Source organism: Oceanirhabdus sp. W0125-5, from assembly GCF_027938815.1.
Classification (GTDB): Bacteria; Bacillota; Clostridia; order Clostridiales; family Clostridiaceae; genus Oceanirhabdus.
Genome location: NZ_CP115913.1, coordinates 1187097 through 1199506, shown reverse-complemented (window position 1 = coordinate 1199506; position 12410 = coordinate 1187097). Strand labels below are relative to the sequence as shown.

The 12410-nt window shown below is 28.3% G+C and carries 10 protein-coding genes and 1 other annotated feature (1 of these 11 only partly in view); of the genes, 2 read left to right on the top strand and 8 right to left on the bottom strand.

Annotated features, from left to right (window positions below; genetic code table 11):
- Positions 1–187, bottom strand: a binding site (T-box leader); it reaches 60 nt to the left of the window's first position.
- Positions 188–224: 37 nt separating this feature from the next.
- Positions 225–1154 (bottom strand): DMT family transporter, encoded by a 930-nt coding sequence (locus tag OW730_RS05825; protein WP_271228129.1) that lies wholly within the window; start codon positions 1152–1154, stop codon positions 225–227.
- 242 nt (positions 1155–1396) lie between these two features.
- Here OW730_RS05825 and OW730_RS05820 point away from each other — a divergent pair, with 242 nt between their 5' ends.
- Positions 1397–1582 carry a hypothetical protein gene (locus tag OW730_RS05820; RefSeq protein ID WP_271228128.1) on the top strand — a complete coding sequence of 62 codons (186 nt, stop codon included), beginning with the start codon at positions 1397–1399 and terminating at the stop codon, positions 1580–1582.
- Between the two features lie 96 nt (positions 1583–1678).
- On the opposite strand, the gene OW730_RS05815 is transcribed toward OW730_RS05820, so the two are convergent.
- The 7 genes from OW730_RS05815 to OW730_RS05785 form a co-directional block, all read right to left on the bottom strand.
- A complete protein-coding gene (locus tag OW730_RS05815; protein WP_271228127.1) occupies positions 1679–2845 on the bottom strand; it encodes a helix-turn-helix domain-containing protein in 1167 nt (388 codons plus the stop codon).
- A 100-nt stretch (positions 2846–2945) separates the two neighbouring features.
- Positions 2946–3464 carry a spore maturation protein gene (locus OW730_RS05810; protein ID WP_271228126.1) on the bottom strand — a complete coding sequence of 173 codons (519 nt, stop codon included), beginning with the start codon at positions 3462–3464 and terminating at the stop codon, positions 2946–2948.
- A 7-nt stretch (positions 3465–3471) separates the two neighbouring features.
- The gene (locus tag OW730_RS05805; RefSeq protein WP_271228125.1) at positions 3472–4062 is read right to left on the bottom strand and encodes a nucleoside recognition domain-containing protein; all 591 of its coding nucleotides are present in this window, start codon (positions 4060–4062) and stop codon (positions 3472–3474) included.
- 383 nt (positions 4063–4445) lie between these two features.
- A complete protein-coding gene (locus tag OW730_RS05800; RefSeq protein WP_271228124.1) occupies positions 4446–6413 on the bottom strand; it encodes a sensor histidine kinase in 1968 nt (655 codons plus the stop codon).
- Positions 6414–6611: 198 nt separating this feature from the next.
- Positions 6612–7502 (bottom strand): YitT family protein, encoded by an 891-nt coding sequence (locus OW730_RS05795; RefSeq protein ID WP_271228123.1) that lies wholly within the window; start codon positions 7500–7502, stop codon positions 6612–6614.
- Positions 7503–7625: 123 nt separating this feature from the next.
- Complete coding sequence (locus tag OW730_RS05790; RefSeq protein ID WP_271228122.1) at positions 7626–8552, bottom strand: DMT family transporter; 927 nt, start codon at positions 8550–8552, stop codon at positions 7626–7628.
- 121 nt (positions 8553–8673) lie between these two features.
- Positions 8674–11052: an ATP-dependent DNA helicase gene (locus OW730_RS05785; protein WP_271228121.1), complete on the bottom strand. Its 2379-nt coding sequence runs from the start codon at positions 11050–11052 to the stop codon at positions 8674–8676.
- Between the two features lie 535 nt (positions 11053–11587).
- Between OW730_RS05785 and OW730_RS05780 the strand changes: the two genes are divergently transcribed.
- Positions 11588–12262, top strand: a complete 675-nt coding sequence (locus OW730_RS05780) for an HD domain-containing protein (RefSeq protein ID WP_271228120.1) — start codon at positions 11588–11590, stop codon at positions 12260–12262.
- The last annotated feature ends 148 nt before the right edge of the window (positions 12263–12410 follow it).

Here is a 12410-nt window from a genome sequence, read left to right as displayed (position 1 = left end):
TAATAAGTAACTTAATATTGTTTAAAGTTACCTTGCATTTTAACGTATGCAAACCCGTATCTACCTACTCATTTTTCAATAGATCTGCTCTGAGGCCATCTTCATAGATTTCCATATTGTCAGCTTTCACCTACTCTGACTCTCTTTAAATATTTCCCTCTACTACTCTTCTCTTCATCGCTTTCAACAAATTAAACTTGATTTTTATGATATTACAATACAATCTATCTGTCAATAGTATTGGTCATTTTTTTATTTTTATTCAAAGTTAAAAACTTAGTCCCTAATTCTGATATAAATATTGAAATAAATATAAGACCACAACCTACTATCATTTTAATTGTTAATGCTTCATTAAGTAAAATAACAGCAAATATTGCTCCAAACAATGCCTCTAAACACATTATTAAAGCGGCATGAGTTGAATAAGTATACTTCTGAGCAACATTTTGAATCAAGAATGCTAAGAATGTACTTAATGCAGCTAAGTACAAAATAGGTATCATTGTTTCACTTCCAAGTTGTGTAGGTATTTGCTTTAATAAAATCATACATATAAATGATAGTACCGCACTTACTCCTAATTGAAGAACTGTTAAAATAATCGGATCATATTTTTGAGCATAATGACCTACTGCGACTATATGAGCTGCAAAGAGCAATGCACAAATTAAAGTTAACCCATCCCCTTTACTTATTAGACTTTCACCTACTGTTGATTCTCCACTCAAAGTAAGAAACCATATTCCTCCTAAACACAAAAATGCAGCAAAAAAATTATAAGCTTTAGGTCTTTTTTTTGTGACTATCCAATATAAGAATGGAACCATAACTACGTAAACTGCTGTTACAAAAGATTGTTTACTTGCTGTAGTGTATTGTAATCCTACTGTTTGAAATGCAAATGCCAAAAATAATATTATTCCAATAATTACACCTGCTTTTAGACTTGCCATATTAATATTCTTTATTTTTTTCCAAAAGAAAATCCCCATAAGCAACGTGGCAATTGTAAATCTCATTGTCATAATGAAGTATGGTGATGTTGTGTCTAATGCATCCTTTACAGCAACAAATCCTCCCCCCCAAACAGCGGCTACTATCAATAAAGCCAAATCCGCTAATATAACCTTATTTTTATCAATTTTCCCCATATCCTATCCCCCCAAAATTTCTTCTCTGTTCTTTAAATATTTGTTCTTTATTATCTTAAGTATACTATACTAATAATAAGATAAGTATTATAAAATCCCCAAAATTTCATCATTTAAAACTGTATTTTTCACAAAGTTATTACTTATCATCCCTTTTAATTGAATTAACCCCTCATATGTTTCACAACTATAGATTATTAGCATATTTTAAAAGTGTAATGAAGTAAAATGAGGTGAACAAAATGAAAAAAAATGAAAAAACCATTAAGGAAGAAGATATCAATTATAAAGCTTTATATACATTTTTAATTGACGGTTTAAAAAATGCAGTTTTAGAAGTAAATTCATCTGATTATAGTAAAAAGTCTTTGGGAAGATTCAAAGACAAAGTTGAAAGATTACTTTATAATTGTAATGATTTACATTAAAAAGGCGCGTTTCACGCGTTAGGTGTAATACTTTCTTTATAAAATTTTTCAATTTTATAAAGAATAAAAAGCAACCCCAATATTTAGGAGGTTGCTTTATTTTATCTTTTCTCTCATTATATTTGCTGCATGTTTTACCTTATCAAATTCACCATTATCTATATAACTCTCTAATATATCTAGTATAATCAATATAGATTTCTTTTGTCCATAATTTAAACTATCCATCTCATCAATAAAAGCTTTTACTATTTTACTTCTATCATTATAAATAAAATCTTGCTCTTCCCAAGAACGTTCTTCTTTAATAAAATCTTTTTTTAAAAGCTTATTTGTGTAATTATTAGAAAAATTCAAACTCTTTACTAAAGAAATAAAAGATTTATCAGCTTCATAATCACTAGAAGTATTCTGATCTAAAGCTATCTTTATCTCACTTCTAATAATATCCATGTCTTCCGAACTTTGAATTATATTTTTATATATTTCCAGTGCTTTGTCATTCTCATTTAATTTCATGTATATTTCAGCTTTTAGTATATATATATTTTTTTTATTATACGAATTGGGTTCCTTTTCAAGAAACTCTATACATAACTCAACAAATTCCTTAGCTATATGATATTGATGCTCTTTATAACTTGCCAATGTTAATGTATGAATCAAATCATAGTAACACTTTTTAGTCAACTGAGCATGTTTAATAATTTCATAAGATTGTAAGAGCATCTTAATAGCTTGATTGTACTCCCCATATTTATAGTAACTTTTTCCTACCAAATATTTCACATCTGCAAGTTCTTTATCATCTTTTTTTAACTGACTATTAAGATACTTTTCCAAATGTACAATAGAATCCCTGTACTCCTCCTTATTAAAAAATATCTTACCAAAATATTTTTCTAACTCTGTATTTAATTCTTCCACATCACCAATCATCTTAATTGCATCATTATAAACCCCTTTAATTTCATGATTGGTTTTTACCCTCTTTATTCTTTCATCACAGATCTTAGTAATATACTCTTTATCTGACATCATCAAATCTCTTATTGATAAATTTAAGTATATCTTTTTTTCATTAGATATCTTATTTAAATTATGTACCAATATACTTGCTGTAACTGTAGATAATGGTACTCTTCCTCGTTCAATAAGACTTATAAGATTTGACGATACCTTGTTGTCAGCTAATTCTTTTTGAGATATTTTTAAAAATTTTCTGTAATATTTTAATCTTTCTCCAACACCCAAAACCTGCACCGAATCACCCCCCTCTTTAATTATACAAATTAACAAAAGAAAAATAAAGGTAATTCATGTCGAACCTTTCTTTTTTCTGAAAATTCTGTTTAAATTGCGCTTATTTTAGAAATATCTTTACTATATTTACTGCGGCAATAACAGCAGCAATATCCGCTAACAAAACAGCCCATAGTGTATGCCTTATTTTCTTTATTTTAACGGAGCCAAAATAAATAGAAATTGTATAGAAAATAGTTTCTGTTGTTCCCATTACAACTGCAGCACATATACCAATATATGAATCTACTCCGAAAGTATTTATTATTTCTGTAAGAGTGCCTAATGCTCCGCTTCCTGATATAGGCTTTATTAAAACTAAAGGCATTATTTCTTTTGGTATACCTAAAATGTATGTAAATGGTGACAATATTTTCTCAATTATATTCATCATTCCTGATGTTCTAACTAAAGTTACAGCAAAAATCATAGCCAATAAATACGGAAATATTCTATATGTAATTTTCAATCCATCTCTTGCACCTTCAACAAAAACCTCATAAACTTTAACGCCTTTTATTATTCCATATATTAGAATGAATAAAATAACGATTGGAATAAACAGCATAAAACCTTTCATATTTTTATTAAAAATACCTTTCTAAGATTTTACAGCTGACTATCCCCACCAGAGCTGCTATAGATGTAGATAAAATAGCTGGTAATATAATAAATGTTGGATTTGTTGAGGCTGCTGCACTTCTAATAGATATTATTGTTGTAGGTATTATTTGAATACACGCTGCATTCATAACTAAGAATAGAACCATATCATTTGTAGCCCGATCTTTTATGGGATTATTTTTTTGCATCTCTTCCATTGCTTTTATTCCAAAAGGTGTTGCTGCATTAGATATTCCAAACATATTAGAAGTTAGATTCATAACAATAGCTCCTAATGCTTTTTCTTCTCTACCTTCTTTTTTAAACAACATCATGAATATTGGTCTAAGCAGTTTTGCAATGCTCTTTGTTAATCCACTTTTTTCAGCAATATTAAGCATTCCATTCCAAAAACATAAGAATCCAGCTAATGCAATAATAAGTTCTATAGTAGATTTTGCAGAAACTGTTATTGCATCAATGGTAATTTGTGTTGATCCCGTTAAAAATGTACATAATATCCCTAACACAATTAAACTGAACCATATTTTATTAATTATTTTTTTCTCCCCCATGTAGATTGTTTATAACTTAATTTATGAGACAAGCACCCCAACTATACCCTTATCTATAAATTTTATATACAAAATACACTCTTCATATGAAATATGAAATCTAAAGTTATGAAAGTTTTAAAACATAGTTGAAAGTTAAAAATTGAAAGTGGAAAACGATTGACATTTCACTCTGTGAAATTTAAATTATATTCTTCTTTGAACAATAGCTACCTACTCGTTTCATTTTAAATGAAACATTGTACTAAAATGCAATATTTTATCTAAAATAAGTAAAATCCTATTATGTTAAAAACAATAAAATTTAGTTTCTGACGTCAGTCAGAAACATCCATCGTTTTCCACTTTCAACTTTCAGTTCTCAACTTAGCAAAGCGTTTGTATTACCATTGTGCATAAATATCTGAAAATTGTATATCAATAGATTCAATTAAACTTCTTGAAGCTCTATTTAAGTATGATGTGTTATCAAATATATCATTTAATTCTTTATCGTCAACAGGTAATTCTATAATAAATTTTGTTCCAATCCCTTCTTCACTTATAAGATCAATTTTTCCTTTGTGAAGTTCTACTAATTCTCTCACAAGGGATAGTCCAATTCCACTACCATCCTTGTTTCTTGTTAATGTTTTATCTACTTGTGCAAATCTCTCAAATATAATCTTTTGTTTATCCTTTGGTATTCCTATTCCATTATCTTCAACTTCTATAATGATTTTATTGTTTGTATCAATTATATTTACGTTAATCTGCCCATCTGGATTTGTGTATTTAGCTGCATTAGATAATAAATTTAATATTATTCTTTCCACAATACTCATGTCAAAAATCATAATTCTCTCTTCTACATTAGTATCAAATATTAATTTCAAATTCTTACTAGCAATATACTCTCTAACGGATATTGTAACATCCTCAATAAATTCAACTATATTACCTTTTTTCAAATCTAATATCATATGACCTGCATCTATTTTAGTCATATCTATAATATTATCTACCAACTTAATTAATCTATAACAGTTCTGTTTAGATAAATATGTATATCTTTTTAAATCATCTTTATTCAAATTATCTTGATTAGCCAATGTTTCTACTAGTTTCATTGCAGCCATTATTATATTTATTGGTGTTCTAAATTCGTGAGATATATTTGCTAAAAATTCATTCTTTAATTCATCATATTTTTTAGCTTCTATTAATTTAACAGTTTTTTCTCTAACTCCCTCTTTAAGAAATCTTACTTTATTTCTTTCCTCAATATCTCTACTTATGTTTATTACAAATTTTTCTCCCCCAATAAAGTATGAGACAGCTGTTGTTTCTATTTCTAATAATTTATTGTCAATCTTTCGTATACATTTTTTCTCTACCCCTGAGATTTTGCCTGTCCTCTTCAACTTGTCCATCTGTTGCTGATATTTACTTTGATACTCAGGTAATATTGACCATAATTCATTTAAGTTTTTATTTTTTATTTCTTCTAAACTGTTATATCCAAACATTCTTAAAGCTGCATTATTAGCGAATACTATTCCCTCGTCCCCATAAGCATATAATGGATCTGGCATAACCTCAAATAATATCTTGTATCGTTCTTCACTTTCTTTCAACCTTTGTTCGATTACTTTTCTTGATGATACATCTTGCCCAATGGCAATTTTTATATTAAACTTTTCAAACTCAATTTTACCAGTTCTAAATTCTATCCATTTTTCACTTTCTTCATCTTGGTTATTAACTTTTACTTCAAATACCTCTTCAAAAAAATCATCTTTAGGTGCCTCTATCTTATTAATTATTTTGAATACCTCATGAAGTTTGTTACTTTCTAACTCATTTTTTGTATACTCAAATATTTTACTAGCAACCTCATTAGCATAAACAATTTTATCATTCAAAAAAATAATCACACTAGCATTGCTTATTTTAGTTAGAGTTTCAAAATTCAAATATGCCGTTTTACCATCATGGAATTTTTTTATCATAAGCAATTCTAAATTATCAGCTAATTCATTAAAATCCATAATTAATTTAATTTTTTCTTCTAAATTAATTTCATTCTTTTCTATAATTTTAAAAGCCTCTTTTTTAAAACATTTAAATGCAAAAATAAATTCTTTATAAGTAATTTCATTTTGGTATTCATTTTTAAAATTAAATAACCTTTTATGAAAACTATCAAGTATAATTTCTAAAAACACATTCATTTCTATATCCGTATTTATTTTCTCAAGAACTTCTTCAATATGTAATTTTAATTCCTTATCTTTTGCCCATTGATTTGTAATATTTTTATAAATATCTTCACTGTTTAAAAACAAAAACTCCTTCAAATTAATACTCATTTCAACCCCACTTTTTTCAACATTTCTTACAGTTAATATGCACATATATGCATATATCTACCATATATCCCAAAGATATAATACAACACTTCGCTCTAATAGTAAATACCATTATATGTTGTTCTTATAAGAAATATATCAAAAAAATGTAAAGCTTTGCTTTACATTTTCTCTGTTTTTTATTGATTTTTAATTATATTAAACTAGTACATTTGTATCTTCTATAAATCCTTCTCCTAAAACTTCCCTAACATCTGTAATTGTAATAAAGGCTTTTTCGTCAATATTTTTAACGACTTGTCTAACAGAATGTATCTCTTTTTTCGATACTACAACAAATAACATATCTTTATCTTTCTTTGTATACATACCTTTTGCTTTTATACCAGTTGCTCCTCTTTTTATGTTTTGAATAAGTTCCTTTGCAATTTCATCACTCTTATCTGATATAATAAACGCTGCAATAGCAAAATGCATACCTTCTAATAAGCTATTTACTACTTTTGAAATTACATATACGCATATAACTGCATACATTGCTTTTCTTGCTCCAAATGCGAAAAACCCCATAATAATTATAGTGGAATCTACCAACATTATTAACTTTGATATTGGAAATTTATTATGCTTATATTTTATTATCGTTGCTAGCATGTCAGTACCACCAGTTGTAGCTGAGGCTCTAAGAACAAACCCTAAGCCTACTCCTATGAGCGCACCACCAAATATTGCAGCTAACAACAAATCACTTTCAGCTGCAAAAGGATTCGGAATAAAGCCTGTATACCAAAGTGCGAAACTTAAATAGATTGCTGAAAACAATGATTTCTTTCCGAATGAAATTCCTCTTTGTTTAATAGCTATCGCAAATAATGGTATATTAATTGCAAAGTTAGTTAACCAAATTGGTATAGTCATATTTAGATATGTTTCACTTAAATACTCCACCATTATTGCTATACCAGTTACTCCTCCAGTTACTAATGTGGAAGGAGCAAGAAATAAATTAATACCTAACGCTAAAATAGTTGTACCTATTAATATTAATAGATAATCTTTTAATTCTTTATTACATTTCAATTTATCCATACTTTTCACCTCAATTAAATAAATTCACAATTTGTCTTTTTATGTCATATAACTCTGATATTTTAACATTTTTCATCATTTAGTACAACATATTTAATTTGTTACTTTTTTTTAAATTATTTTCTATTTTTTTCTACTTATAGGTTTCTTATTTATCAATATTATTCCTAATGCAACTAGCAACAATGCAAATATTACATTTAAAGTTATATTATTTTCCCTTAAAAACAATATAGAAAGTATACTTCCTGATACAGGAATCATGAACTTATACATTGAAACCTCTCCAGCCTTATTATATTTCAATAATGAATACCAAATAGCAAAAGCTATGGCTGAAAGTACTGCAGCATATATGAGTAACCCTGTTGCAAAAGGCGTAAATTTTAAAGACCCTTCTTCCATCTTAGGTAATCCATATATTAATAACATTGTAGCTCCTAAAAACATTTGCCATGATGTTACCACAAATGGATGTAATTCTGAAGATAGTTTCTTAGCTAAAAAAGTTCCTAACGAACTTACAAATGCAGCAATTATAAGGAATCCTTCTCCATTGAATTTAAAATCAAAATTCAAATCTTTTCCCCAATTTACTAAGATTATTCCAAGAAGTCCAGTGATCAAACCTATGATTTTTTCACTAGTAAGTTTATCATTCTTATAAATAAAATGAGCCATTATAACCACAATAAATGTACCTGATGAAGATAGTATGGCACCTTTCATTCCACTTGTATTGGCAAGACCATTATAAAAGAAGAAATATTGCAATGAAGTCTGTAATAACCCTAGTAAAAATAAATATCCTAAATCTTTAATTTTTATCTTTATACTTTTCTTAAATATGAATATAGTCATTATACATAACATTACTGAAGCCAATAAGAATCTCATACCAGCAAATACAATCTTACTATTGTAATCCATGGGAGTCATGTTCAACTCACCATAACTTATCTTTAATACTGGGAAAGCACTTCCCCATAAAACGCATGCTATCAAAGCTAATACTGGTACTAGCTTCTTATTCTTAAATATATTGTCCATAAGCGCCTCCATTTTTAATTTTTTTATACCTAGGGTAATTTCCCAGTGATTATGTCCCCAGAGGTTATTTTCTCCAAAAAAAAGCATAATGGGAAAATCCCATCACACTAGTTTAACAATATTAATCTTTTAAATCAATGGAATTTTTACAATTATTATTCCAAAATACACTCAATTCATCTTCAAGGTCATCTTTATCAGCAATTCTATGATAATGACTCCATTCTTCAGGAAATAACCCTTTATATCCACCATAAGAAAATCTTTCATCTATCAAAAGAACTACTCCCCTATCTTCTTCTGTTCTTATCACTCTTCCTGCAGCTTGTAATACCCTATTCATACCTGGGTAAACATAAGAATAATTAAAACCATTTTTCCCTTTATCATTAAAATGTTGCTTAATAATATCTCTCTCAAAGCAAATTTGTGGTAATCCTACCCCCACAATAATTGCTCCTGTCAATCTATCTCCTGTTAAATCTATTCCTTCTCCAAAGATTCCTCCCATAACAGTAAAAGCTGCCATGGAACACTCTCTTTCTTTATCAAACTCTTTAAGAAACTCTTCTCTCTCTATTTCATTCATACTTATATCTTGAACAATTACATCAACCTTATGATTGAAACCAGCCATATTTAATATCTCTAAGGCATCATTCATATATTTATATGAAGGGAAAAATATCATATAATTGCCCTTTTTACTTAAAACCACATTCATTATTACATTACATAACTGTAGTATAGTCTTCTCTCTTGCTCTATATTTAGTTGAAATTTTATCATTAACTAATAAACATAAATTTTTCTGATCAAAAGGAGATTCAAGTGATAATCTTAATGATTCCTCGTTCCCTCCTAATAACTTCATGTAATAATCCAATGGTATCAATGTAGCAGAAAATAAAATTGTACTTCTCACCATCTTCATCTTATCCTGTAATACCTTTGATGGATCAAGGCAAAATAATTTTATCTTAATATCCTGTCCCATTTTTTCATAATAAGTTACATAGTTTCCATCATAAAACTCCCAAGTTCTTACCATCCCTACAGCTTTAAAATAAAACTCCATAAATTCATCAAAATATTCCTTATTGGCTCCATTTTCTAAGATATCTTCACTTTGATCTATAAATCTAGTTAAGTATGGATATAGCATATCAGGAGCTTCCTTTTTTAACACTACTCCATCTGCTTCTTCACATTCTTTTCTAGCTTCTATCATAAATCTATTTATCCTATTTAAGGCTTTAACTACATTAGGAAAATCATCATTTATTTTTTTTCTAATCTCTAAAATAGGCTGCTTATATATCTCTGCTGAATACATTTCTCTAGCTCTATCCACCAAGTTATGAGCTTCATCAACTAGAACAGCATAATTTTTTTTACTCTCTCCAAAAAACCTTCTCAAAAATACCCTTGGATCATAAGCATAATTATAATCACATATAATCACATCACTCCACTCAGATAAGCATAAAGAAAATTCAAATGGACAGAGTTTATGTTTTTCACTATACTCTAGAATCCTATCTCTATCAAAACAATCCTCATTAGTGAATATATCCTTTATTGCAGGCTTTAGTTTATCAAAGAAACCTTTAGCATACTCACACTCTTCAGGATCACATTTTTTTGTATTATCAATACATATCTTATCTTTTGCAGTAATAGTGAGGGTTTTTAACCTAAGTCCCCCACCTCTCATCTTATGAAATGCATCTTCAGCTGCAGTTCTAGTTATTGTTTTAGCTGTAAGATAAAAGATTTTTTCTAACCCTTCTTCCCCCATATATTTTAGAGTAGGAAAGGCAGTTCCTAGAGTTTTTCCAATTCCCGTAGGTGCTTTTAAGAACAGTTTCTCTTTTTCTTTCAATGCAGTGTAAACACTCACAGCCAATTTTCTCTGACCTTTTCTAAAATCACCATATGGAAATTGTAACTCTTCTATAGTTTTATTACGTAACTTTATCCACTTATCTATTTTTTCAGCCCAACCTAAATATTCTTCAATTAGTCCAATAAAATCATTTTTCAGTTCATCTATAGAAAAACTCTTTTTAAATCTTATTATTTTATCTTCGTCTAATTGATAATATGTAAGCTGTATATCTATTGTTTCAATTTCATTCTTAAGTGCAAAAATAAAACCATACCCTTTAGCCTGAGCCCAATGTAATGGGTTCATATCCTCTGTAATTTCCTTTAAGGGTTTTGTAGTTGATTTAATCTCGTCAATAGTGCACTTATCCCCGTCTCTTATAATACCATCAGCTCTACCACTAACTTCTAGTTCAATTTCATCTCCTTCATAAACATACTTTAACATTACCTCAGAATCATAATTATCTCCACTACTACTCTGAACAAGTTTATGAATTCTAGTACCTTCAACAGCTCTGGCATTGCTCATTCGTACCATATCCAAATCTCCTGAGGACATAACAAATTCAACTAAGTTCCTAACTGAAATTTTTATCATATTTTTCATAACATTCAACTACCCCAATTTCACTTAATGGTAATACGTAATAAGAAACCATTGCGCTTTAAAAAGCAAGTTGAAAGTGGAAAATTGAAAGTTGAAAACGTAGGATATTTCTCTTCGAGAAATTTTAATCATATTGTTCTTCGGACAAGAATAGTTTACTCGTTTAATCTGGATGAAACCTTGTATTCTAAATTACAATATTTTATCTAAAGATAAAATCAGCAAACCCCTATTCTTCTAAAGACCAATAATATGTAGTTTTGCAGAGCAAAACCTCCATCGTTTTCCACTTTCCATTTTCAACTGTTCAGTTATGTTTGATGTCATAATGTTTCTCTATTACGATTTTTTATATCAAATTACTTTAATAAGCTTTATATACCATATTAAATTATATCCTTTTTGAACTTTTTATTCTAGAGAACAGTGTAAATAATACACATATATTAGAAATCAAAATAAGAATATTTTGACAAAAGAACATATATTCGCTATTATATATTATAGATTTACTATTATAAAAGGGGGAATATTAATGAATATTGATAAAAAATATAAAAAAATCATAGAAATTGTTAAGATTAAATTATCTTGTTCTGCCCATAATTTAGACCACGTTTTTAGGGTTTATAATCTTTGCTTATTACTTGCAAAATATGAAAACAATGTAGATTTAGAAATTCTTATTCCTTCAGCATTATTGCATGATATTGCAAGAGTTGAAGAAAGTCAAAATGAAACAGGTGAAATTGACCACGCTGTATTAGGCAGCGAAATGGCTGAAGATATATTAAGGGGACTGGAATATGATGAAGAAAAAATTAAAAAGATAAAACACTGTATTATTGCACACAGATTTAGAACAGGAAATATGCCTAATACTATAGAAGCAAAAATACTTTTCGATTCAGATAAACTTGATGTTATTGGTGCAAGCGGGATTGCTCGTACTTTTATGTTAGCTGGACAGTTCGGACAAAGATTATCTGCAGACGAGCCACTTACAGATTATTTAAAAGCAAATACTGTTGAAAATGGAAGATTAAAAGAAGTTTCAAAACATACACCTTTTATTGAATATGAATTAAAGTTCAAAAAAATTCCAGATAAATTATATACAAAAAAAGCAAAAGAAATAGGCAAAAAAAGACTTAAATTTATGGAAGAATATTTTAATAAATTAAAATTAGAGATAGAAGGAATTGAATAAACTTAATATGAAGTGTGCATGTTATCATAATCCTAGTATCTACAAGCATATACTTTTCAACATTTTCTTAAAAAAGAGATATATCCCATAATTTATTATAACTATAAAGCTTCTGCCCTCAGGCAGAAGCATCCTTCATTATCCATTC

Coding starts and splice junctions, on each gene's coding strand:
- OW730_RS05810 (WP_271228126.1), bottom strand. CDS start 3,464: ATGAAAGGTTTTATGCTGTTTATTCCAATCGTTATTTTATTCATTCTA.
- OW730_RS05805 (WP_271228125.1), bottom strand. CDS start 4,062: ATGGGGGAGAAAAAAATAATTAATAAAATATGGTTCAGTTTAATTGTG.
- OW730_RS05780 (WP_271228120.1), top strand. CDS start 11,588: ATGAATATTGATAAAAAATATAAAAAAATCATAGAAATTGTTAAGATT.
- OW730_RS05800 (WP_271228124.1), bottom strand. CDS start 6,413: ATGAGTATTAATTTGAAGGAGTTTTTGTTTTTAAACAGTGAAGATATT.
- OW730_RS05825 (WP_271228129.1), bottom strand. CDS start 1,154: ATGGGGAAAATTGATAAAAATAAGGTTATATTAGCGGATTTGGCTTTA.
- OW730_RS05795 (WP_271228123.1), bottom strand. CDS start 7,502: ATGGATAAATTGAAATGTAATAAAGAATTAAAAGATTATCTATTAATA.
- OW730_RS05820 (WP_271228128.1), top strand. CDS start 1,397: ATGAAAAAAAATGAAAAAACCATTAAGGAAGAAGATATCAATTATAAA.
- OW730_RS05790 (WP_271228122.1), bottom strand. CDS start 8,552: ATGGACAATATATTTAAGAATAAGAAGCTAGTACCAGTATTAGCTTTG.
- OW730_RS05785 (WP_271228121.1), bottom strand. CDS start 11,052: ATGAAAAATATGATAAAAATTTCAGTTAGGAACTTAGTTGAATTTGTT.